The sequence below is a fragment of the Bacillus sp. AK031 genome (assembly GCF_053903065.1).
In genome coordinates this window covers 1,020,757-1,044,496 of the sequence record NZ_CP096424.1, presented here as the reverse complement: position 1 = coordinate 1,044,496, position 23,740 = coordinate 1,020,757, and the positions used below count along the sequence as shown (strand labels likewise).

Annotated in this window: 19 protein-coding genes; all 19 read right to left on the bottom strand. The window is 41.7% G+C overall.

Translation table 11 applies throughout. From position 1 onward, the window contains the following. Nucleotides 1–58 precede the first annotated feature (58 nt). On the bottom strand, nucleotides 59–1,990 hold the full coding sequence (gene thrS, locus M1E09_RS05190) for a threonine--tRNA ligase (RefSeq protein WP_456273797.1): 1,932 nt from the start codon (nucleotides 1,988–1,990) through the stop codon (nucleotides 59–61). A 681-nt stretch (nucleotides 1,991–2,671) separates the two neighbouring features. Beyond that, nucleotides 2,672–3,532, bottom strand: coding sequence for a sporulation protein YtxC (gene ytxC, locus M1E09_RS05185; protein ID WP_456273796.1), 861 nt, complete (start codon nucleotides 3,530–3,532; stop codon nucleotides 2,672–2,674). A gap of 710 nt (nucleotides 3,533–4,242) precedes the next feature. After that, nucleotides 4,243–5,175, bottom strand: coding sequence for a primosomal protein DnaI (gene dnaI, locus M1E09_RS05180; RefSeq protein WP_456273795.1), 933 nt, complete (start codon nucleotides 5,173–5,175; stop codon nucleotides 4,243–4,245). A gap of 10 nt (nucleotides 5,176–5,185) precedes the next feature. Continuing rightward, nucleotides 5,186–6,583: a replication initiation and membrane attachment family protein gene (locus tag M1E09_RS05175; RefSeq protein ID WP_456273794.1), complete on the bottom strand. Its 1,398-nt coding sequence runs from the start codon at nucleotides 6,581–6,583 to the stop codon at nucleotides 5,186–5,188. Nucleotides 6,584–6,700: 117 nt separating this feature from the next. After that, nucleotides 6,701–7,156 carry a transcriptional regulator NrdR gene (gene nrdR, locus M1E09_RS05170; RefSeq protein WP_456273793.1) on the bottom strand — a complete coding sequence of 152 codons (456 nt, stop codon included), beginning with the start codon at nucleotides 7,154–7,156 and terminating at the stop codon, nucleotides 6,701–6,703. A gap of 179 nt (nucleotides 7,157–7,335) precedes the next feature. Next, nucleotides 7,336–7,710, bottom strand: coding sequence for a cytosolic protein (locus tag M1E09_RS05165; RefSeq protein ID WP_456273792.1), 375 nt, complete (start codon nucleotides 7,708–7,710; stop codon nucleotides 7,336–7,338). Nucleotides 7,711–7,919: 209 nt separating this feature from the next. Beyond that, complete coding sequence (gene speD, locus M1E09_RS05160) at nucleotides 7,920–8,300, bottom strand: adenosylmethionine decarboxylase (protein WP_456273791.1); 381 nt, start codon at nucleotides 8,298–8,300, stop codon at nucleotides 7,920–7,922. A gap of 448 nt (nucleotides 8,301–8,748) precedes the next feature. Then, entirely contained in the window at nucleotides 8,749–9,771 is a 1,023-nt protein-coding gene (locus tag M1E09_RS05155) for a glyceraldehyde-3-phosphate dehydrogenase (protein ID WP_456273790.1), read from the bottom strand. A 282-nt stretch (nucleotides 9,772–10,053) separates the two neighbouring features. After that, the gene (coaE, locus tag M1E09_RS05150; protein WP_456273789.1) at nucleotides 10,054–10,656 is read right to left on the bottom strand and encodes a dephospho-CoA kinase; all 603 of its coding nucleotides are present in this window, start codon (nucleotides 10,654–10,656) and stop codon (nucleotides 10,054–10,056) included. 21 nt (nucleotides 10,657–10,677) lie between these two features. After that, nucleotides 10,678–11,310, bottom strand: a complete 633-nt coding sequence (ytaF, locus tag M1E09_RS05145) for a sporulation membrane protein YtaF (protein ID WP_456273788.1) — start codon at nucleotides 11,308–11,310, stop codon at nucleotides 10,678–10,680. 164 nt (nucleotides 11,311–11,474) lie between these two features. Beyond that, entirely contained in the window at nucleotides 11,475–12,299 is an 825-nt protein-coding gene (gene mutM, locus M1E09_RS05140) for a DNA-formamidopyrimidine glycosylase (protein ID WP_456273787.1), read from the bottom strand. A gap of 22 nt (nucleotides 12,300–12,321) precedes the next feature. Beyond that, nucleotides 12,322–14,949, bottom strand: a complete 2,628-nt coding sequence (gene polA, locus M1E09_RS05135) for a DNA polymerase I (protein ID WP_456273786.1) — start codon at nucleotides 14,947–14,949, stop codon at nucleotides 12,322–12,324. Between the two features lie 170 nt (nucleotides 14,950–15,119). Beyond that, complete coding sequence (hflC, locus tag M1E09_RS05130) at nucleotides 15,120–16,055, bottom strand: protease modulator HflC (RefSeq protein ID WP_456273785.1); 936 nt, start codon at nucleotides 16,053–16,055, stop codon at nucleotides 15,120–15,122. Beyond that, nucleotides 16,048–17,010 (bottom strand): FtsH protease activity modulator HflK, encoded by a 963-nt coding sequence (gene hflK / locus M1E09_RS05125; protein ID WP_456273784.1) that lies wholly within the window; start codon nucleotides 17,008–17,010, stop codon nucleotides 16,048–16,050. The genes hflC and hflK overlap by 8 nt, the downstream gene beginning before the upstream one ends. Nucleotides 17,011–17,402: 392 nt before the next feature. Next, nucleotides 17,403–19,193: a two-component system histidine kinase PnpS gene (pnpS, locus tag M1E09_RS05120; protein WP_456273783.1), complete on the bottom strand. Its 1,791-nt coding sequence runs from the start codon at nucleotides 19,191–19,193 to the stop codon at nucleotides 17,403–17,405. Beyond that, nucleotides 19,190–19,909 carry a response regulator transcription factor gene (locus tag M1E09_RS05115; protein ID WP_456273782.1) on the bottom strand — a complete coding sequence of 240 codons (720 nt, stop codon included), beginning with the start codon at nucleotides 19,907–19,909 and terminating at the stop codon, nucleotides 19,190–19,192. Before M1E09_RS05115 ends, pnpS begins: the two co-directional genes overlap by 4 nt. A 185-nt stretch (nucleotides 19,910–20,094) precedes the next feature. Continuing rightward, nucleotides 20,095–20,571, bottom strand: coding sequence for a MaoC/PaaZ C-terminal domain-containing protein (locus tag M1E09_RS05110; protein ID WP_456273781.1), 477 nt, complete (start codon nucleotides 20,569–20,571; stop codon nucleotides 20,095–20,097). Nucleotides 20,572–21,356: 785 nt separating this feature from the next. Beyond that, the gene (mdh, locus tag M1E09_RS05105) at nucleotides 21,357–22,295 is read right to left on the bottom strand and encodes a malate dehydrogenase (protein WP_456273780.1); all 939 of its coding nucleotides are present in this window, start codon (nucleotides 22,293–22,295) and stop codon (nucleotides 21,357–21,359) included. Between the two features lie 95 nt (nucleotides 22,296–22,390). Next, nucleotides 22,391–23,659, bottom strand: coding sequence for an NADP-dependent isocitrate dehydrogenase (gene icd / locus M1E09_RS05100; RefSeq protein WP_456273779.1), 1,269 nt, complete (start codon nucleotides 23,657–23,659; stop codon nucleotides 22,391–22,393). Nucleotides 23,660–23,740 lie beyond the last annotated feature (81 nt).

Here is a 23,740-nt window from a genome sequence, read left to right as displayed (position 1 = left end):
GGCGAATCTATAATGAGAAGAGGCCGCCCTTGGTTAAAGGGCGGCCTCTTCGTTTGTATTATCTATTCACTTCATCCGTTACTTTCTTGATAAAGTCAGAAAGCGGAACAGTTTCAGAGTTCTGCTCCCCATATTTCCTTACATTGACGGCTTCTTCATTGATTTCGTTATCACCGACAACCAGCATATATGGGATTTTGCTCATTTGGGCTTCACGGATCTTATATCCGATTTTTTCATCACGGCTGTCAAGTTCTACTCGCAGTCCTTTTGCTTGCAGGTCTTCTTGTACTTTTTTGGCATAATCGAAATGCACATCAGGAGAAACAGGGATGACCTGAACCTGTACTGGTGCCAGCCAAGTCGGGAATGCCCCCTTGTACTCTTCAATCAAGAATGCAACGAATCGTTCCATTGTTGAAACGACACCACGGTGGATAACGACCGGGCGATGATGCTTGCCATCTTCACCGATATACGTTAAATCAAAACGCTCAGGAAGCAAGAAGTCCAGCTGAACAGTTGAAAGTGTCTCTTCTTTTCCTAAAGCTGTTTTAACCTGTACATCCAGCTTAGGACCATAGAATGCGGCTTCGCCTTCCGCTTCAAAATAATCGATTTCCATTTCGTCCATCGCTTCTTTAAGCATTTGCTGCGCCTTGTTCCACATTTCATCATCATCAAAATACTTTTCTGTATCTTGAGGATCACGGTAGGAAAGGCGGAATGAGTAATCGTTGAGATCGAAATCTTTGTATACTTCAAGAACCAGGCGGACAACCCGCTTGAACTCTTCTTTGATTTGATCAGGGCGAACGAATAAGTGAGCATCATTCAGTGTCATTCCCCTTACACGCTGAAGGCCGGATAGAGCTCCTGACATTTCATAGCGGTGCATTGTTCCAAGTTCCGCGATGCGAATCGGCAGTTCACGGTAGCTGTGGATGCTGTTTTTATAAATCATCATATGATGAGGGCAGTTCATTGGGCGAAGAACCAGCTGCTCATTATCCATATCCATGACAGGGAACATGTTTTCCTGATAGTGATCCCAGTGGCCGCTTGTTTTATAAAGATCGACACTTCCCATTACCGGAGTGTACACATGGTCGTAACCAAGTTTCTCTTCTTTATCGACGATGTAACGCTCGATGATGCGGCGGATTGTTGCACCTTTTGGCAGCCACATTGGAAGGCCTTGTCCCACTTTTTGTGAGTTCATGAACAAGTTCAGTTCTTTACCGATCTTGCGGTGATCACGCTCTTTCGCTTCTTCAAGAAGACGTAAATGTTCTTTGAGATCTTCTTTCTTGAAGAATGCTGTACCATAGATGCGCTGAAGCATTTTGTTGTCGCTGTTTCCACGCCAGTATGCGCCGGCAACACTCAAAAGTTTGAACTCTTTGATTTTTCCAGTAGAAGGAACATGGATTCCACGGCATAGGTCAAAAAAGTCACCTTGCTCATAGATGGAAACCTGTTCGCCTTCAGGGATTGCCTCCAGAAGTTCAAGCTTATATTCATCCCCGATTTCTTCGTACATTTTCTGTGCTTCATCGCGGCTGACATCTTTTCTCACAACTTCAATGTTTGATTCAGAGATTTTTTTCATCTCTTTTTCAATTTTTGGCAGATCCTCGGATGTGATGCTGTGCTCCGAGTCGATATCATAGTAGAAACCGCCTTCAATTACAGGGCCAATGGCAAGTTTGGCATCAGGATACAATCTTTTCACTGCCTGTGCCATCAAGTGTGCAGTACTGTGACGCAGCACTTCAAGAGCATCATCATGATCAGCTGTAACGATTTCTATCGGTCCATCCTCTTTAATTGGTGTTCTTAGATCGATCAAGTTTCCATTAACTTTTCCTGCCAATGCTTTCTTCTTTAAACCAGAACTGATGGAAGAAGCAATCTCTTCAGTTGTAGTTCCTTGAGGAAACTCCTTTATTGCTCCATCAGGAAATGTAATTTTTAATGACTCTGACATAGTGATGTTCCTCCTTAATTTCAATAATTTGTGTGATTGGGGGTTTTTGAAAAAACCTTTTGAAACATAAAAAACCCCATCCCTTCATAATGAAGGGACGAGGTTTTGTCGTTATTATCTCGTGGTTCCACCCAACTTCACATTTGTCCTGGAAAAGTTCTGGACTAAATGTCTCCGGATCATATAACGGCTGCTGCCGTCAACCAATACTGACGAACGATAAGCGGCGAATTTCTGCGTCGATTTCGCTCGCTCGGATCCTCACGTATATTAGGATACGCTCCGGTCCTCCCTCCCTCATCTCCTTGAACTTCTTGCTTCTCGTTCGTCAGGGGAGTAAGGGCGGCGAATTTCTGCGTCGATTTCGCTCATTCGGATCCTCACGTATTAGGATACGCTCCGGTCCTCTCTCCTTCATCTCCTTGAACTTCTTGCTTCTTGTTCGTCAGGGGAGTAAAGGAAGGCGAATTTCTGCGTCGATTTCGCTCATTCGTGTTCATAGTTGAAGTTCAGAGGCGGTAAGTGATTCAATCGTGTTAGGAAGTTTCAGCCTGTGCTTCCCTCTCTGTAAACCGTATGTGAATACTTGTGTCCTCATCATAACCTTGCTTTATGAAGTTAATATGTAGGTTATTATAGTCGGTTAAATGAGGAAAATCAAGCGTGTTGGTGTAATTTCTCCTATTCGTTTGCTGCATCCCGTATGGCGGGATGTACAGTGCCTGGAAAAGCGGATAACGGTAAAATCCTGACACGTTCTTCAAAAATATTCTGAATGGTGCGTATCAGTTTCAATTCCGGTTCCATGCAATAGACGTTAATCAACTTTGGGGCCATGGACAGCAGAGGTGCAATCGTATAGGAATCCACGTAAATCGGGTGGTTTGTCAGAAGCCTTTTGTCGACCACACTGAACAACTCATTTCGTTTCATCTCTTTCAATTCAGCATTGAAGAACAGCAAGTCACAGCTGGAAAAGTAAAGGTGTATGGTTTCCTGCTGATTGTTTTTACTTGCAAGATAATCCCTCAGCATCTGCACAAACATTTGGTAATCCTGCTCCAGCTTGTATTCATCAATGGCCTTTTCAACATACATTATCATTCTTTCAAATAAAGCTTTTAACCTGAATTTCACAAATGAATCAAAATGAACGGGCTCCTCACTATCCAGTAACGTTTCCAGGTTGTCCTTCAAGTAACCGGTCTCATTCCATTCCTGAATCAGGCTGGTCAATTCTTCTCTTTCCCCTAAAAGCATTTCACTGATGATCGTCAATATTTGTTCCTGTTCATGAGGATCCTTGTAAAGGTAGTACTCTGATAAAATAAATGCGGCCCAATCTAACCGTTTTATTTTCATAATGAACTGGAACAGTCCATCTAAGATGTTCGTTTTATTTCCCCGCTTATTCAGCGAAACAATATAATGCATTTGATTTTGAAAAAGAGTTTCGTGGAGCAAGGTATCACACGATTCTTTTTCTAAGAACTTTTGGAGATTCTTTGCATCTCCATTTTGTTTGAAAATGATTTCAAACAAATCCGCTCCCCCCTTTAAAGCCAAATCCCTGCTTTATATATATGGGGGGCATGGACAAATTAGAACGAACTTCCTTAGGAAGTCAAGGGTCATTGTATTATGCGTCCAAAAATGAAGTGTATTTATCAGCAGGCTGTTTTGTATTGGTTGTTGCTTGGCAAAATAAATACCCCGTTAAAGACCTACACCTGAAGCAAGCTTAATTCAAAACCACCAGTGTGGAATGGTGGTTTTCTCTGCGGCATGAAGCCTCTCTTACCGGGCTCGGCCTAAAAGGCCCACTGAATGATTTACTCCAGCAATTTATCCCCTTTGAAAACTTTTGAAAATAAGGGAATAAATTCCTCTTATTTAAGGAAAAACTCGAAAAACAGCTAAGATAAGCGGAAAAATTCCCCTTATTCTCTTAAAAAGATGCGAAAGTGGTTCATTTCGCTGTGCTTAAGGGGAAAAATTCCTCTTATATACCCTAAATCGAATGCTATTCCACAGCTTAACGGGAAAATTTCCCCTTATTTTAGAGAGCATTATTCATGGCCTTCACACGGCATACAATGAAGTGATAGAGAAACCTGTTTACCTATCATGAAGGGGGAATTTTTTATACCACGCTAAAAGCTCTCTGGTCCCGCCCCCCGGCATAGCCAGGGTTTTCAGGACCATAAATAAAAAGCAGAGAAAAATAAATCCCCCTGCTTCATAAACCCTTATTATTCTCTCCGGTTAGCACCGTCAAGGAACACCGGCCTTGTCAGATACTTGATTCTTTCCATAATCCTGGCCGCTTTCAATTTTTCTTCCTCACCGCGCTGAGAATAGGTAAGGTGGTGTTTTAACCCGTCATAATCAAAGTTGGAAGTAAAGAAGGTCGGCAGGTTCTCAAGCATCCTGAACTGGAGGATTGTCCCGAGGATTTCATCGCGTACCCAGCTGGACATTGTCTCTGCTCCAATATCATCAAGCATCAAGACAGGAGCTTTTTTCACTGCATCCAATTTTTCATCCATCGAATGGTCATTGAGGGATTGCTTCATTTCCCTGACGAACTCCGGCATGTATACAAGCAGGGACGATACTTTTTTCTCTGCAAGCTGATTGGCAATTGCGCCAAGAAGATAAGATTTGCCTACACCAAATTTCCCGTGAAAATACAGGCCTTTGCTCTTTCTACCCGACTCATAAGCTTCGACGAATTCATTGGCAAGATCCACAGCTTCCAGTCTGCTTGGTGAATCCAGGTCAATCGTTGAGAAAGAGGCTTGGAGAATATCCTGGGGAACATAAATGCTTTTGATCAGCTTTTCAGATTTTCTTTTTTCATCGTCCATTTCTTTGCGTGGACAGACATGATATTCAATATCAATTAAGTCCCCCCGAATGATCAGGTGGGGGTCATAGCCTTTCATTAAGTTTTTGCACCCGGCAAGGCTGGGACAGTCCACACACTGTTTACTTTGTGTAATATACTCATACAGCTTCATCAAGCTGTTATCGATCATTGTCTTTGTGACTTTACCTTGATTCTTTTCAATAAAGTGTTTTACATAATCATCTTGAATGATTTCCTGCCGCATTCTCTGGTACCTTTCTTTAAAACTTTGAGATGCCGCAAGCTTCTTCAGGGTGTTATTGATGGGTTCCATTCTGTTCCACCTACTTTCGGTATTTCTTCAGCTTTTCTTCAAGCTTCCGTTTTTGTTCTTCAAAGTCGTCATTGCTATCCGTTTGTACTTGCTCACCTGCTGTCTTGGCTGCTGGTTTTTCATCAAACCAGTCTGGCAGCTTTTCAGTTCGGACAGGTTTTTTATAACTCTTTTTAGGATCTTTCTTTCCTTCTGCCCATGTTAAATATTGTCTATGTTCATTTTTGGCAAGCTCCATGGCTTCTTGAGCTGATGAAACCTTCTTCCTTACCCAGTGGGAAGCGATTTTCTCCATATAGCCCTTCGTCAGTTTCATATCGGTTTTCAGTAGAACATATTGAAGCAGCACATTGGCGACTCCTGCAGACAACTTCTTTGAAATCATCACTTCTTCGATGGCTTGTAAGTCGCTTTTAGCAGGTTCAATCCCGCCGGAGATATCTTTGAGCACTTGTTTAGGGGAAGTGGTTTCAAGATATTCGATCAGCTCTTCCTCTTTTGAAGCAGGTTTTGCTTTCGGCGGGGCAGCCCGCTTTTGGATTTTTGGCTGCAGATCCGGCAAAGGATCCCCTCCGTTATGGAGCTGATACCAGTCACGGGCAGCTTTTCGCAGCTCTTCAATATTGATTTCATCTTGCTCTGTCAAGGCACTCAACACCACATTTTTCATTTGCAAGGGATCAATGCTGTATAAGCAGCTAAGCTTCGCAACCGTCTCTTTCACATTAGGGGTAAAGGCTCGCCGCGGAACCATATTTTGTGACAGTCCCGAAAGGAGCAGATCAAAATCGAAGTCGATTGTATCTACTGGAACCCCCGGAGAACTTTGTGGATCTGTAAATTTTTTGTCTGGCGGAAGAGAGCTTTCATTCTCCGCTTCCTCATCAAGCAGGTTGATACTCTGGCTTGATGTATAAATGTCTTGAAATGACCTTGTAACTTCCTGATATTGTGATAAATCCTTTTTCTCATCACAAAAGAAATTCTTAAGGCGGTTAAAATGGGTCTTTCCAATTTTTCTGAAAAGGTATACATTCAGCATCCCATCAGAAAAGAATTGCTGCGGAGATAAAGGCGGCTGAAGTTCGTAAATGAATTCACGCGGATCTTCATCATCTTTAACGAAGCATTTCAATAAACCTATCCCCTCTAATTTGAGACGCGCTTCATAAACATCAGGCAAATTTGAGGAGAGAAAATTCATCAAGTGATAATGGGTTGATTGACCTGAATTCAGCCTGTTTTCTTCCACTTCATTCAACAATGTCATATAAAGACTGCAGCAAACCGGCCCTATTAACGGTTGATACAGAAAGGTGACGGTTTTCCGCTCATACTCTTGAATGACTCCGTTTAAGCAAACTGTGTACCTGTCGACTGGCTGGATCTTATTCCAATGGTTCTTCATCTTATCTCCCTTACCTTTCCAAAACAATCACTGTAGCATTTTTTCACTGCCTGGATCTGCCGGCAGGTCAAAAAGAGAAAAAGAGCCAAGATTTCGCCCCTCAGCTCAACATCACAATCAGTCTTTCTTTATTAAGTCTTTTAATTCATCTATAAAAACATTAATGTCTTTGAATTGGCGATAAACCGATGCAAATCTTACATAGGCTACTTCATCAACACTAGCCAGCCTGTCCATCACCAGCTCGCCGATTTTTTCCGAATTCACTTCCGAAGACCCTTCGCTTCTAAGCTCTTTCTCTATATCTCCAGTAATACTGTTCAGAGTATCAAGGGAGACAGGACGCTTTTCACAAGCTTTTATGAGGCCCCTCAACATTTTTTCGCGGCTGAATTCCTCTCGTGTTCCTTCTTTTTTCACAACGATAAGAGGCAGTTCTTCCACTTTCTCAAATGTGGTGAAACGATAGGAACACATCTCACATTCCCTTCTTCTCCTGATAGAGCGCCCTTCATCAACAGGCCTGGAATCAACCACTCGGGTTCCATTATATTTACACGACGGACATTTCATAATATCAGCTCCGATTGTTCTACTTAAATAATGGCTGTTTTCGTAAATATATAGTGATTTAGCTCCAGACGAACAAATTTCAAATTAAAACTGGAGATAATAGGCTAAAAACCACAACCTCTTAGAAAACAGTCTAGATAATAATTACAAGTTGTCTTATCACATGATTACGTTGACATTCATGCCCGGATAAGACTGCTGTCCAGCACTTTATAATAAGAAGCAATTTCCTGCTTCATCTTTGGATAGGAACCAGGTACTTTTTTCTCAGAACTGACTTTAAAGTCTACAGCCGTTTCAAATGCCTGAACATTAATGGCGGTTACCACGATGAAATAGCCTGGAAACCCGTTTTTCTCCACTGTTATTTCTCCGCGCTCCCTTGATTCGGCAAGAATATTGTATTCGCTGGTGTTATATAGATCCAGAATCGCTTTATAAACCTTGTCGTAGCTGGATTTATAATAGTGTGTACGCAATCCGGCATCCGGATTCTTATCGGACGTTTCTATATCAGATTTAAATATTGATAATATCGATGAAAATACTCCCAAGCTTCTTCCCTCACGATCTGGTTCATAATCCAGGATATTTTCCCGTAATCTTTACTACTTATCTTTATTGTACCTTTTTTTGTCACTTAAAAAAAGCATTCCTCTTTCAAAAGTAGCTGAACTGCCCCGATTCGCTGGATCGTGATGTCATGGAAAATTTTAGACGCAAAAAAGAGCCATGCTGATAGATCAGCAGGCTCCTTATCTTTTTATAGTGCATTCACTTTTGATTGTTTAACTTGTACAGGACCCATTCCACGCGGCAATTCAATGTTTTCGCGTGTTTGTGCATTCAGTGCTTCAGCTATATAATCAGCAGCGATGTTCGGATCAAGATCACCGCATGTATATACATCAATACTTGCATAACCATGCTCAGGGAAGCTGTGAATCGTTAAGTGAGACTCCGAAATGATTACCACTCCACTTACACCTTGAGGAGCAAATTTGTGAAATGCTACCTCACGAACTTCAGCACCTGATCTTAGTGCAGCATCTACAAATGTTCTTTCAATTCCATTTACGTCATTTAGCTTGTCAAAATCGCAACCCCATAATTCAGAGATTACATGTCTACCCATTGTTTCCATTTGTTGTTCCCCCTTTGACATAATTTTTTTCGTCAAAATGAACATTTCCATTGGCAAGATTATAACTACCACGGGGGAAAGTTAGTCCGAAGAGGTCCTAACCCTTTAAGTAGTTAGCAATATTTACATTTGCTTTCAAGAAGTTCACGAAAGTTAGTATACTTTGTTTATTTCAGTTTTGCAATAAAAAAAACAAATATTTTTCTGCAAAAGTTTTTTTATAAACAAAGTGTCTGCAGAGTGCTATCTCAAACGGTTTCTATGCACCTGCTTCCCTCATGAGGACACATATGTTATTGCTTTCATAAAACTATTCCCCGTTTAATGCTTCAGAATTTCATTTTCCTGTTTATCGGATATTTACGCATTTTCAGGGGATGAAACGGGACGATCATAACCCGAAAAGCAAAAAAAGAACCGGGTATTAACCCGGTTCAGAACTCTCCTATTATACATTCACGCTTGATTTCATTTTCTGCGCAACATACTTTGTTAAATCAACAACGCGGCAAGAGTAACCCCATTCATTGTCATACCATGCAAGGACCTTAACTTTGCGGTCACCGATTACCATTGTGGACAGGCCGTCGATAATCGCAGAATTAGGGTTTGTATTGAAATCAATCGATACAAGCGGTTCTGTTGTGAATTGAAGGATACCTTCCAGTGAACCTTGGGAAGCAGTAATTAAAGCTTCATTGATTTCTTCTGCAGTTACATCTCTCTTCACATCAACAACAAGGTCGACAAGAGAAACGTTAGGTGTAGGGACACGCAATGCCATACCATGAAGCTTTCCTTTCAGTTGAGGAAGCACCAATGATAATGCTTTCGCAGCACCCGTCGTTGTAGGGATGATTGATTGCCCGCATGCTCTCGCTCTTCTCAAATCCTTATGAGGATTGTCGATGTTCTTCTGGTCATTTGTGTAAGCATGGACAGTAGTCATAAGGCCGTTTTCAATTCCGAACTGCTCATCCAGCACTTTTGCTACAGGTGCCAGGCAGTTTGTTGTACAAGAGGCATTGGAAATTACATCATGCTCCTCAATATTTAGAGCGCTTTCATTTACGCCCATAACAATCGTAACATCTTCATTTTTCCCTGGTGCAGTCAGAATGACCTTCTTCGCTCCTGCTTCAAGGTGCATGCTTGCTTTTTCTTTTGAGTTGAACTTTCCTGTTGCTTCTATAACAATATCAATCTCAAGATCCTTCCAAGGCAATTCTCTAGGATCACGATTGCTTATCAATTTAACATGTTTGCCATTTACAATGATTGCATTTTCTTCAGTAGATACTTCTGCATTAAAAGTACCGTGATTTGTGTCATACTTAATCAAATGGGCAAGTGTTTCTGCAGGGTAACTTGCATTGATTGCCACTATTTCAAGGTTGTCATCCAGAATCGCCTTTCTAAACACCATTCTGCCTATACGTCCAAAACCATTAATTGCAATTTTCGCCTTCATAATATTGGCTCCCCTCTATATAAACGTTATACTTTTTGTGTGTTTCAACTAGCATTAGTATAACATATTTATTTAAAAACTGAATGATTAATTTGCGTATTTTAAATGATTAATTATTCAGAATTTTGATTCAGATCCATTCTATTGTTTCAACTACACTTTACCCGAATCATTTGCCCAATAAAATCAACAATCTATGGATTTGGGCTCAGCTGTATCACTGTACCACTAACAGCATCATTATGTATCACAGCAAAAAAAAAGAAGCTTTTCAGCTCCTTTTTAAGGTTGCAAATTCCAACTGGCAATCAGTTCATCGAGCTGAAGCATCGTTTGTTCGATTGTTCGGCGGTTATCCAATACAGCATGTGCAAGATCCTTCTTTTTTTCCAAAGACATTTGTGACTGGATACGCGCCAGCGCCTCTTCCTCAGAAAGTGAATTCCGCTCCATCAACCTATTTATTTGTGTTTCCCTGTCGACATAAACAACAATCGTTTTTTCAACCATCCAAGTTAAGTTACTTTCAAACAGCAAAGGTATATCCATGACAACCGTCTTCTTGCCTTGTAAAAAGGCTTCATCTTTTTCAGCGAGCATTTGGGATCTGACAGCAGGATGAACGATTTCATTTAATAGCAATCTCCGCTCTTGATTGTGGAAAATGATCGCTCCCAGTTCTCCACGGTTGATTGTGTTGTCATCGTTCAAGATCTTCTGTCCAAAGACTTCAATAATTTTTTCATAAGCTGGTTCTCCAGGTTCTACTACCTTCCTGGCAGCAAGGTCTGCATCCACAATAGTAAAGCCTTTATTCATAAGCAGCCTGGAAACTGTGCTTTTTCCGCTGGCAATACCGCCAGTCAGCCCGATAATTGAACTCATTATCAGTCATCCCTTTCTTCATTAAAACCGAAGTACACCTATCACTATCAGAAGCACCCCGGGTAAAAACGATACTTTTTGGACCCACCTCATATGGGCGCATGTTTCACCGATTTTTAACCCTGCTGACAAAAACACGATGCTCATCATCATAACGGTTAACGCCAGCAGCAATGGTGAGTAACCTAATAATGCCGCTCCTATTCCGGCACCGAAGGCATCGAGGGACAGAGCAAGCCCGAGCATGATCGCTTCAACACCCGTAATGGTACCTGATTTATCAAAATCGGCAGCCGTCGGGCGCTTCAAGATATTGATAACAAGCCCAATAGATTCAATTTCAAAGTTAAATAATACTTTCTCATCCTCTGCAGCCGTTTCTTTTCCCGATCGAAAAAATTGCAGAAGCACAAAAGCTCCCAAAGCTATAAGGATGAACCCTCCAATTTTGTCTGCAATGCCTTCAGAAAGGACATTTTCCGCTGCTCCCCCTATAGACATAGCAGCAAGCAGCGACCCTGCAGAACACACCGAAATAATAACAATTGACCTAAGCGGGATTCCCATTTTTCTGAGTCCATAAGTCAGTCCTGTGCTAAAACTATCCAGACTTACGGCAAATGCAAGCATCAATAATAATAGTGTTCCACTCATGATGTAAAGCTCCTCCCTAACCTTGAATCAGGAGTAAAGAAAACCAGGTCTCTCTTACTGGATCTCCGTTATTCCTCCATACGCTAAAAGCTACGATAGTATATGGAAAGAGCTTATCAGTTGTTAAGAACATTTTTTATTGTACTTTGTTGAATTCCACATCATTATTTCTGGCAATTAGGGCAAAAGTGTGTTCCTCTTCCTGCAGTTACGTTTTTTTCAATCGGTTTGCCGCAGTTTCTGCACTCTTCATTTTTTCTGCCATAGACGAACAGTTTTTGCTGGAACATACCAATTTGGCCTTGGGAATTTACATAGGAGCGGATCGTGCTGCCACCTTGTTCGACTGCTTCACTTAGAGTATCAATTATCTCTTTGTGCAGCTTTTTCATTTCGGATTTCTTTATCGATTTTGCTTTCCTGGCCGGGTGGATCCCGCTCCGGAAGAGTGCTTCATCCACATAGATGTTCCCCAGTCCGACTAATAGAGTCTGATCGAGGAGCGCTGCTTTAACAGCGCGATCTGTTTTTCCCAGCCTCTCAGCTAAATAACTTACTGTAAAATCCGGTGAAAACGGCTCGGGCCCCAGCTGTGATAAGGGCAGACTCAAAGACTCTTCCCCTTTTGGAAACAAGTGCATAGTCCCAAATTTGCGGACATCTTTATATCTCAACTCTGTTCTATCTTCAAAATGAAAGATGACATGAGTATGCTTGTCGACAGGTTCATCCTCTGGAAATACGCCATACCTTCCCTCCATCCGGAGGTGTGATACCAGGGAATAATGATCCGTATTGAGGATAAGAAACTTTCCTCTTCTATCAACTCCCTGGATTGTTTCGCCCTGCAGTGTGAGCTTGAATTCCTCCACTTCATCAGGTAATTTAACCATCTTCGGCCAAAAAACAGAAACTGCCTTGACCTTTTTCCCTGTAACTAATTCCGCCAGTGTTCTTCTGACGGTTTCCACTTCTGGAAGTTCCGGCAAATCCGTTCACCACCCATATTGCTTATTTTGCATCATACCATGTTGGACCATAAGAATAATCAACCTTTAAAGGGACGTCCAGTTCAATTGCATTTTCCATCACGTCTGGAACGATGACCTTCAATCGTTCAATTTCTTCTTCAGGCGCTTCAAAAATCAATTCATCGTGTACCTGCAGCAACAGGCGCGCTTGGAGATTTTCTTGTTGGAGCCTTTCAGCCATATCAATCATCGCTTTTTTGATAATATCAGCCGCACTACCTTGGATAGGAGTGTTCATCGCAGTCCGTTCGGCAAAACTGCGAAGATTGAAATTCCGGCTTGTAATTTCAGGAATATAACGTCTGCGCTGCAGTAAAGTCTTCACGAATCCTTTTTGTTTCGCTTCACTTATACTGTCATCCATATATTCTTTTACCCCTGGATAACTGTCCAAATACCTCTGGATAAACTCTCCTGCTTCTTTCCGGGTGATCCCGAGGCTCTGGGAAAGGCCGAAGTCACTTATACCATAGACAATTCCAAAGTTTACCGCCTTGGCATGTCTCCTCATATTAGAGGTAACGGCATCTGCATCTACATGGAAGACATCCATTGCTGTTTTTGTATGGATATCCATTCCTTCCCTGAATGCGTGGATCAATTTTTCGTCACCGGCAATATGAGCAAGAACCCGAAGCTCAATTTGAGAATAATCGGCAGCAAACATCAGCCAGTTTTTCTCGGATGGCACGAAAGCTTGTCTGATCTTTCTTCCTTCTTCAAGGCGAATTGGAATGTTCTGCAGATTCGGGTCAGTTGAGCTGAGACGACCTGTCTGGGTCAAGGCCTGGTTGAACCTCGTATGAACCTTGTTCGTATCTTGATGTATAACTTTTAGAAGCCCTTCAATATAAGTTGATTGCAGCTTTCCAAGTTGGCGGTAGTGAAGGATATGATCAATTATTTCATGTTTGGATTGCAGCTTTTCCAATACATCTGCTGACGTGGAATATCCAGTCTTCGTTTTCTTGATGACCGGAAGCTCTAATTTTTCAAAAAGAATGACACCAAGCTGCTTCGGAGAATTGATATTGAATTCTTCACCAGCCAGCTCATATATTTTCATTTCCATTTCATTAAGCCTTTGAGCGAGCTCTTTCTTCATTTCTTCTAGTCGCTCCACATCTACTGCAACACCGGCATATTCCATATCAGCAAGGATGATGGCCAGCGGGAGTTCCAGGTCTGTGAAAAGCTGATATTGATCATTTTCATTTAAGGCTTCTTCACAAGTGCTTCTTAACTCATACACTACATTTGCTTTTCTGGCTAAATGTTCAGCGAGTTTTGTTTCCTCAGGGAGCTTCCGTTTTGCACCTTTTCCATAAACGGCCTCATCGGATTCAATCGCTGATGCACCGTGCTTTTTCGCTACGGCCGCAAAGTCATCTGCTGCTTCAGCAGGATTAAGGATGTAAGAGGCAATCAACAAGTCAAATTCAATTCCCACGAGCTTTATTCCCTGCTTTCTCAAAGATACAATCGATCTTTTAGCATCAAAGACCGCTTTTTTCTTCGTCTCATCACTTGCCCAGCTTTTGAATTCGTCGGAGGAAGAGGCGGTCTCAAGTGTAAAGAAATAATTTCCGGAATCATTTTTCATGGTGATCCCGGCAATGTCTCCATTAAAATAGTTTTCTTGCATTACCTCCACATAGAGAGAAGAGTCGGCTGCGAGATGTTCTTCTTTGATTTCTGTCAGGATTTCATAAGAAACATCTTGCAAATCCTGCTCCTCTTCAATTGTGTCTCCCATCTTTTCAAGCAGGGAGTTAAACCCCAATTCTTTAAAGAATGCTTTGAGTTTTGTCTCATCGCTCCCTTCATAATTAAGATCTTCAAGAGTGACTTCTATTGGTGCTTCACGAAGAATAGTCGCAAGCTCCTTACTCATGACTGCCTGTTCTTTATTCTCTTCAAGCTTTTCTTTCAGTTTCTTGCCGCTGACATCGTCAATGGATTCAAGCAATTTTTCGATTGTCCCAAACTGCTTCAACAGCTTGATTGCCGTTTTCTCCCCGACGCCCGGAACCCCCGGTATGTTGTCAGAACTGTCTCCCATCAAGCCTTTCATATCAATGATCCGGTCAGGAGTGATTTCCCATTTCTCCATGATATGTTCCGGAGTATAAATCTCGATATCCGTGATGCCTTTTCGGGTAATGCCGACTGTCGTGGTTTCAGAACTTAACTGCGTCAAGTCTTTATCTCCGGAAATAATCTTCACTTCGTATCCGGCTTTTTCCGCTTGAAGTGAAAGGGTCCCGATAATATCATCCGCTTCATAATTTTCCAGTTCATAGCGCGGAATTTGGTAAGCGTCCAGCAGTTCTCTTATATAGGGAAATTGTTCAGACAGCTCTGGCGGGGTTTTCTGTCTGCCGCCTTTATAGTCACCAAAGGTTTTATGTCTGAAGGTCGTCTTTCCGGCATCAAATGCGACCAGGATATGAGTGGGGTTTTCTTCTGTCATGATTTTTTGAAGCATTGTTGTGAAGCCGTAGACTGCATTCGTATGTACCCCTTTATCATTGTTCAATAAAGGCAAAGCAAAAAAAGCGCGATAAGCAATACTGTTACCATCAATTAGAACTAACTTCTTCTTCATTAATGAACCTCCCTGATCAAGGTCTTTTCCTTTATAAGGCTGCTGATTTCATCAGCGTTATAAACGACAAAAAAACCGCTATCTTTCCTTCATTCTATCATGTTCAGAATAGAAAGGAAAAATAACGGTACTGGTGACGGCAAGCGCCAACTTTCTTGAGAATTTATGTTTTACTCGGTATAGCCGCTTAACACTTGTGCGTATGGAGAGTTGGATGGAAGTACGATAACAGTTTCTCCATCGACCGTTTTCTTATAGGACTCAAGAGTTCTGAATAACTGATAGAATTCAGGGTCCTTGGAGAATGACTGGTTGTAAATCTTTGCTGCAGCGGATTCTCCCTCGGCTCTGATAACATTGGCATCCGCTTTTGCCTTGGCGAGCAATTCCGTTACTTCCCGGTCTGTATCAGCCATGATTCTCTGCTTCTGGGCATCCCCCCTGGATAAATACTCCTGGGCTGTCTTTTCCCTTTCCGAAATCATAGCTGTGTAAACGGCTCTTTCATTCGTTTCAGGTAAGTCGGTTCTCTTCATTCTGATATCTTTTACAGCGATCCCAAAGTTTCCGTTTTCAAGAAGTTCATTGACTCTTTCGGTAATTTTGTCATTCAGGCTGCCCCTTGCTGACTTTTCATCATTGATGATCTCAACATATTTTAATTTTCCCAGTTCTGCACGGACAACAGAATAAATGAATTCTTCCATTCTGGCTTCGGCATTAATGACATTTCTGGCGTTGGAAATCATTTTTTTAGGATCTTCTATTCTCCAAACGGCATAGTTGTCGATCATCATTCTTTTTTTGTCTTTAGTATTTATCTCTGCTTCTGATACATCATAGGTCATCTGATATTTAGGAAGAGTGGAGACAGACTGGATAAATGGAATTTTATAACTAAGGCCCGGCTCCTCTTCTATCCTTACTACTTCACCAAATTGGCGTATTACTCGGTATTCTCCTTCTTTAACAATGAATACATTGAGAAGTATGAGAAGCAATGTTGCAATTATCGCAACTAAAAAGATCCCCAGCTTCGTATACTTTCTCCATTCAATTTCAGGTTTCTTCATATCATTCAAGTTGGTAATATTGGAATCACTCATTATTAGCATTCCCTTCTTGACCTTGAACAGGTTTCTCTTTTTCTAAAGGACGAATCGGAAAGTATTTCATCGTGTTTCCATCATCATTCATGATGTATACCTCTGCATCCGGCAACACTTCCTCAAGTGTTTCCAAAATGAGTCGCTGCTCTGTAATTTCGGGATTTCCTACATATTCAGCATATAATTTGTCAAAGACAGCTACATCTCCCCGGGCCTGCTCAATCCTGGCTGCTTTATCTCCTGTTGCCCTGGAAATGATAGCATCTTTTTCACCCTGTGATTCATTCAGCCTCTGATTTTGATACTTCTCAGCTTCATTGATTTTGGTATTCATTGTTTCCCTGGCATCCGTTACGTCTGTGAAAGCCTTTCGGACATCTTCATTGGGGAGCTCGACATCCTGGAGCTTCACCCCTAAGACCGATATACCTATATCATATTTATCGATTAATGTTACGAGCAAATCCCTCACCTGCGCTTCGATCTCCGCTTTCCCGGAGGTCAATGCTTTATCAATTTCAGTGCTTCCGATGATGCTTCTTAAAGAAGAAGAAGTCGCATCATATAAAATCTCCTCAGGGTCTTCTGCATTGAATAAATATTTTTCAGGATTCGTAATTTTCCACTGAACGACCATATCAGCCAGAACAATATATTCGTCACCTGTGATCATTTTGGTCTCTTTAGGAAATTCAGTAATTTTCCCATCTTTTTCTTCATAGCCAAACTGAAGACTGAACGTTTCTTTTGATAATTTCTCCACCGACTGAACCGGCCATGGCAATTTGAATTTCAAACCGGATTCTGTTATCGGTTCCCCGGCCTCCCCAAATGTCAGAATGACTGCCTGGTCTGACTCATCCACCGTGAACCAGGATGTAAATAAAACAATCAGCAAAATAACTGCCCCCACAACCATTCCCGTTACCTTATATATTTGTTTCAGGCTCATTTCCATACCCCTCTCTCTATGTCGCTACCTACTATACGATTAAATAACAAATAGGTTTCAAAATCATTGCAAAAATATATCCAATTGACTGTATTGATTTTTGGCTCATTTAGCATTACATGGAAAAGCGGGCAGTGAAAGTTCACTTTCGCAGACCGCTTTTCCATGCAATGCTATTTTTCAGCTTCAGCTGAAAAACGTGTGAAACAGAGTTTCACACGAATGAGCCAAAAAACATCGTTTCCTAGTAGCTGTCCCAAAAAAGCGAAAAGGTGAGAACGGGGTCAGTTCTCACCTTTTCTAGGCTCCTTGGATGAAGGGGTTTTCACTAAGTATATTATCACCCTATTATTAAGCTGCGTTGAAATTATTGTAAAGCCTGTGTAAAATTTCTATTCTTTAGATAAACCGGTACTGTTTTCCAAGAACTTTTTATACAAAGTCACAGTGAATTTGGTCCCTTCATTTACCCTGCTTTCAACCCCGATATACCCTTTATGGGCCTCAATCAAATGCTTTACAATAGCAAGGCCAAGCCCTGTGCCGCCAGAGTCACGGCTCCTTGCCTTATCAACACGGTAAAATCGTTCAAATATCCTCGGAATTTCCTCTTCTTCTATGCCGATGCCATTATCTTCTATCTCCACCACAACAGTCGTTTCGGTCTGGAATAATTCAACAGAAACGCGGCCATTCTCAGGCGTATAGATCATCGCATTGCCGATTAGATTGATAAAAACCTGTTTGAGCCTGAAAGAGTCAACTTCTGCGAAAGCTGATTCAGGAACGTCAAGAATTAAATCAATATCCTTCTTTTCCGGTTTCTTCTCAAGAATAGCAACAACTTCTTTTAAAATCCCGGCAATATCATAATTACCAATATTAAGCTCAAAGCCTTGTTTCTCCATTTTAGATAAATCCAGTAAGTCCGTAATTAACGATTGCAGCCTGTCACTTTCATTAAGGATAATCGTCAAAAATGTCGTCAAGGCCTCTTTATCATTCATGGCACCATCTAATAATGTTTCGCTGAATCCCTTTATAGAAGTAATAGGTGTTCTCAATTCATGTGAAACATTCGCGACAAAATCTTTCCTCATCTGCTCTAGCTTCTTCAGTTCGGTAATATCATGAAAAACCAGCACAATCCCTTTCCATTCCTCATGTTGGCCGATAATTGGAGCACCATAGACTTCAAAGTGCTTCCTTTCGATTTGAAGAGGAAGAAGCAATTGTTTCCTGACCTTTTGTTCGGTCATAAAAATCTCTTCAACTAATTTATTCACTTCAGGAAACTCAATCACTTCATGGTACCTTTTATTTACGAACTGTCCCGAATTGATTGAAAAAAAATCATTGAATGCACGGTTTACGAGCACTACAAAACCACGGTGGTCTATCAGCAGCAACCCGCTTCCCATGTTTTCAATCAGTGTCGTCAGCCTGTTTTGCTGGATTTCCTGTGAAGAAATCATTTCCTGAAGATTACGGGCGAGAATATTTATTGATGTACTCAGCATGCTTGTTTCATGCATCTTATCTTCGTAGGTTCTCGCTCGATAATTTCCTTTGGCAAGCTCCATTGCAACTTGAGTCGCTGAGTCAATTGGCTTTGTATATCGTGATGTAATTCTAGAGCCAAGAAGGATAATGACAACCAGTGCCATGCCAAGTGAGACAGACAGGACAATCCAAATCTGTTTATAGCCCGCTACGAGAGTATCAATTCGGGAACTGAGTATCAATAATGATGAAGATTCATCTCTATCGCCTACAGGCTGCCAATAGTAAATAACTTCACTTCCATTTTTCGTCAGCTCTGTTTGTTCAAGGCCATTGTTCCATTCTTCCGCAATCTCAGAAATGGCTTGACTCTGTTCTTCTTCATCCTTTCCTTCAAAGGGACCGCTGTCTTTCAATATTTGCCCTTCAGGACCAGTAATGGTTACCCTGATATCCAGCAGGCTGCTAATTTCAGCCACTTGTTCATTCGTAATTGAATCTGGCTGTCCGGAAGTAAGCACCTCACTGACAATCAACTTTGCTTCTTTTTCTATTCGGTTATTAAAAGAATGCAAATAATAGCTTTTAAAAATCTGTCCAAGAAGCAGCCCGAGCCCGATAAGGACAACAAAAATCAGCATTATTAGTGCAAAAAGCAGTCTGGAGCGAAATTTGATCATGATCCTTTTTGCTCTTCTAATTTATAGCCCAGCCCCCGTATTGTTTTGATATAAGCCGGCTTTTTGGTATTGTCTTCAATTTTGTCACGCAGATGACTGATATGTACATCCACTATGCGCGTATCTCCGGCAAAGTCATAATTCCAGACAGCACTCAGAAGCTGATCACGTGTTAAAACTCTGCCTTTGTTTTCTGTCAAATACATCAGGAGTTCAAACTCTTTAGGCGTGAGCTCAAGCTGCCTTTCACCGAAGTAAGCTTCATAGTGTTCAGGAAACACTTTTAATTCTCCCACTTGCAAATAATCTTTTTGTTCAGTCCGCAAATGCTCAGCCGCATCGATAACCGCCTGGCTTCTTCGCAGAATGGCTTTAACTCTCGCAACGACTTCCCGCGGGCTGAATGGTTTTGTCATGTAATCATCAGCGCCAAGTTCCAGACCCAATACTTTATCGAATTCATCGTCTTTCGCCGTCAACATCAAAATGGGAATCATCACTTTTTGCTGGCGAATTTGTTTACACACTTCAATTCCGTCAATCTTAGGGAGCATCAAATCAAGAACAATCAGATCTGGCATATGCTGAAGCGCCAAGTCTCTTCCTTCTTCACCATCGTTTGCCGTCATCACTGAATATCCAGCTTGCTCAAGATTGTACTTTAGGAGAGTGACGATGGAATGTTCGTCGTCTACTATTAGAATTTTTTTGCTCATGAAAGTGTTCCTCCATATACCCTTATTAAAAACCCCATCATCCAAGAATTTATTTAGTTATACTTTCATTATAATATAAAAAATGGCTTTCTTCACAACCTGGTTGTATTTCACCATTATTATTCCTTCCCATAAAAAAAGACTAACCAGCAAAAACACTGCCGGTTAGTCTTTTATCTCTTTAATTAGAAGTTTTCTAAAGCATTTCCATTCATCTTCTCTAATTTATGAGGAGGACATACATCTATCGATCCTTTAATAACTGTCTCTTCCTGCTCATTGGTTGCAATGACATCAATTGTAACTAAGTGGCTGCTGCTGTCGATATTTTTCACTTCAAAGAGAAACTGGACCGTATCATAGTGATATACAGGCTTCGGAAATTCAAGTTCCTGTTTCATTATATGGGATCCTGGTCCCGGCAAATATTTCGATACAGCAGAATTAATGATTCCTGTCAGCATGATAGCTGGTACCAATGGTTTCTTAAATGGTGTCTGAGATGCATAATCGTGCTGAATATATAATGGATTAGCATCATTCGTTAAACCCAGATAAAGGAGCAGGTCCTTATCTTCAATCTTTTCTGTAAGCGTCAGCTTTTCACCTACTGAAATATCATCAATCTTTCTTCCTGGCTTTCTTTTTTTACCTAATAACATAGCTGGTGCACCTCCGTTGTAACCGTTTACAATTAAGAATAAAGAAAATAATCTTTATTCTCTGTCTATTTATATATTACCATTAATAGCATACCCTTACAAAGGGAAAATTCTCTTAAAAAAACAAATTAGTGTTTTTAAGAGTGATCCGGGTATTTTTAGCCCTGCATTTACATTATTATTGGATTCTTTTGAGTGTGGATCTTTGGTCTGATTCGGACTCTAGTCTTTGTACTTTGGCTGTTTCTGTCCGAATGCTACCTTGATTCGGACTCTAGCCTCTGTGCTCCGGCTGCTTCTGTCCGAATGCCACCCTGATTCGGACTCTAGTCTCTTTCCTCCGGCTGGTTCTGTCCGAATGTCACCCTGATTCGGACTCTAGCCTCTGTGCTCCGGCTGCTTCTGTCCGAATGCCACCCTGATTCGGACTCTAGTCTCTTTCCTCCGGCTGCTTCTGTCCGAATGCCACCCTGATTCGGACTCTAGCCTCTGCTCTTCGGCTATTTCTGTCCGAATGCCACCCTGATTCGGACTCTAGTCTCTTTCCTTCGGCTGCTTCTGTCCGAATGCCACCTTGATTCGGACTCTAGCCTATGCTCTTCGGCTGGTTCTGTCCGAATGCCACCCTGATTCGGACTCTAGCCTCAACCATTCCGCTGCTTCTGTCCGAATAACTCCTTGATTCAACCTCTTTTCCTAACGCCAATAGACATACATCTACTCTTCCCACCACATCTAATGTACTAAAAAACCGGATTCGAATGCCGAATCCGGTTTTACTCTTGTTATTTTAGTACTTTCATTACATTGCGGACAGAATCAGCAGACTTGGAAAGTGCAGCTTTTTCGTCTTCTTCCAATTCCAATTCAATGATCTGCTCCAATCCACCCCCGCCAAGAATTGTAGGTACTCCAAGGTAGATTCCCTCAAAGCCGTATTCGCCTTCGAGATAAGCGATGGCAGGGATTACTCTGCGCTGGTCTTTCAGGATAGCCTCTACCATTTGAACCAGAGAAGCTGCAGGCGCATAATAGGCGCTTCCATTTCCTAACAGACTAACAATCTCACCGCCGCCTTTGCGCGTACGCTCTACAATGGCATCCAGACGATCTTGTGGTATTAATTTTTCCAATGGAATTCCGCCGGCATAGGAGTAACGCACAAGTGGAACCATGTCATCTCCATGTCCGCCTAATACAAATCCAGTAATATCTTTAACAGAAAGGTTCAATTCCTGGGCAACAAATGTACGGAAACGCGCTGTATCCAGCACACCAGATTGACCGATCACGCGGTTTTTAGGAAACCCGGACTCTTTGTATACTGTGTAAGTCATAGCATCAACCGGATTAGTCAAAACAATGATGATAGATTCTGGTGAGTACTTTACGATTTCTTGTGTTACAGACTTCATGATCTTTTGATTCGTCTGAACAAGATCATCTCGGCTCATACCCGGCTTACGGGCGATGCCTGCTGTGATAACGACAATATCGGAATCCTTTGTATCTTCATAGTTTGATGTACCGATGATTTTGGCATCAAATCCTTGGACAGGACTTGCTTCTTCCATATCCAATGCTTTACCTTTTGTAGGGTCTTCCATCTGTGGAATATCTACCAGCACAATATCTCCAAGTTCTTTTTGAGCAAGCATCAATGCTGTTGTCGCTCCTGTAAACCCCCCGCCGATAACTGAAATTTTCTTACGTCTGATTGCCATAAGAATCTCCCCCATTAATAAGTTTGGATTTATGAAAACGGCTTGCACTAATGCAAGCCGTTTTCCATTCTCAAGCAGAAACTACTAGAGCCATATTACATGTTTTCGATTAATGCAGTACCGAATTCAGAACACTTAACTTCTGTAGCTCCATCCATAAGACGGGCAAAGTCGTATGTTACAACTTTTGAAGCGATAGTTTTTTCCATTGATTTAGTGATCATTGTTGCAGCTTCAGTCCAGCCAAGGTGTTCAAGCATAAGTACACCAGAAAGGATTACTGAAGAAGGATTTACTTTATCTTGGCCAGCATACTTAGGTGCAGTACCGTGAGTAGCTTCAAAGATCGCATGTCCTGTATCGTAGTTGATGTTCGCACCAGGAGCAATTCCGATTCCGCCTACTTGTGCTGCAAGAGCATCTGAGATATAGTCACCATTCAAGTTCATTGTAGCTACTACATCGAACTCAGCAGGACGAGTAAGGATTTGTTGTAAGAAGATGTCTGCGATAGCATCTTTTACGATGATTTTGCCAGCTGCTTCTGCTTCAGATTGAGCTTGGTTAGCAGCGTCAGTGCCTTTCTCATCTTTAATGCGGTCATATTCAGCCCATGTGAATACTTTTTCACCGAACTCTTGCTCAGCAACTTCGTAACCCCAGTTCTTGAAGGCACCTTCAGTGAACTTCATGATGTTGCCTTTATGTACAAGTGTTACAGACTTACGGCCTTCAGTGATTGCATAGTTGATTGCTGCACGTACAATACGCTTTGTACCTTCTTCCGATACTGGCTTGATGCCGATACCAGATGTTTCTGGGAAACGGATTTTGTTAGCGCCCATTTCGTTTTGAAGGAAAGAGATGACTTTCTTCACTTCATCTGAACCTTTGGCAAATTCAATACCTGCATAGATATCTTCAGTATTTTCACGGAAGATGACCATATCTGTATCTTCAGGGCGTTTTACAGGAGAAGGAACTCCTTCAAAGTAGCGTACAGGACGCAGGCAAGTGAACAAGTCCAATTCCTGGCGAAGAGCAACGTTCAAAGAACGGATACCGCCGCCGATTGGAGTTGTTAGAGGCCCTTTGATTGCGATGAAATATTCGTTGATAGCATCAAGAGTTGCACTTGGAAGCCACTCGCCAGTCTGGTTGTAAGCTTTCTCACCAGCCAGGACTTCTTTCCATACAAGCTTGCGCTCACCATTGTAAGCTTTTTCAACCGCTGCATCTAAGACACGGGAAGCTGCAGCCCAGATATCAGGACCCGTACCGTCACCTTCGATAAATGGGACGATTGGGTTATTTGGCACATTCAAGTTACCATTTTCAACAGAAATTTTTTGACCTTCAGACATACTATTACCTCCATCTTCATATTAAAGGGACTGACAAAAGGCTTGAACACCTTGTGAGTCAGACCCGTTTTTATTGTTGAC

Coding starts and splice junctions, on each gene's coding strand:
- thrS (WP_456273797.1), bottom strand. CDS start 1,990: ATGTCAGAGTCATTAAAAATTACATTTCCTGATGGAGCAATAAAGGAG.
- dnaI (WP_456273795.1), bottom strand. CDS start 5,175: ATGGAACCCATCAATAACACCCTGAAGAAGCTTGCGGCATCTCAAAGT.
- M1E09_RS05175 (WP_456273794.1), bottom strand. CDS start 6,583: ATGAAGAACCATTGGAATAAGATCCAGCCAGTCGACAGGTACACAGTT.
- nrdR (WP_456273793.1), bottom strand. CDS start 7,156: ATGAAATGTCCGTCGTGTAAATATAATGGAACCCGAGTGGTTGATTCC.
- speD (WP_456273791.1), bottom strand. CDS start 8,300: ATGGAAACAATGGGTAGACATGTAATCTCTGAATTATGGGGTTGCGAT.
- M1E09_RS05155 (WP_456273790.1), bottom strand. CDS start 9,771: ATGAAGGCGAAAATTGCAATTAATGGTTTTGGACGTATAGGCAGAATG.
- coaE (WP_456273789.1), bottom strand. CDS start 10,656: ATGAGTTCAATTATCGGGCTGACTGGCGGTATTGCCAGCGGAAAAAGC.
- ytaF (WP_456273788.1), bottom strand. CDS start 11,310: ATGAGTGGAACACTATTATTATTGATGCTTGCATTTGCCGTAAGTCTG.
- polA (WP_456273786.1), bottom strand. CDS start 14,949: ATGAAGAAGAAGTTAGTTCTAATTGATGGTAACAGTATTGCTTATCGC.
- hflC (WP_456273785.1), bottom strand. CDS start 16,055: ATGAGTGATTCCAATATTACCAACTTGAATGATATGAAGAAACCTGAA.
- hflK (WP_456273784.1), bottom strand. CDS start 17,010: ATGAGCCTGAAACAAATATATAAGGTAACGGGAATGGTTGTGGGGGCA.
- pnpS (WP_456273783.1), bottom strand. CDS start 19,193: ATGATCAAATTTCGCTCCAGACTGCTTTTTGCACTAATAATGCTGATT.
- M1E09_RS05115 (WP_456273782.1), bottom strand. CDS start 19,909: ATGAGCAAAAAAATTCTAATAGTAGACGACGAACATTCCATCGTCACT.
- M1E09_RS05110 (WP_456273781.1), bottom strand. CDS start 20,571: ATGTTATTAGGTAAAAAAAGAAAGCCAGGAAGAAAGATTGATGATATT.
- mdh (WP_456273780.1), bottom strand. CDS start 22,295: ATGGCAATCAGACGTAAGAAAATTTCAGTTATCGGCGGGGGGTTTACA.
- icd (WP_456273779.1), bottom strand. CDS start 23,659: ATGTCTGAAGGTCAAAAAATTTCTGTTGAAAATGGTAACTTGAATGTG.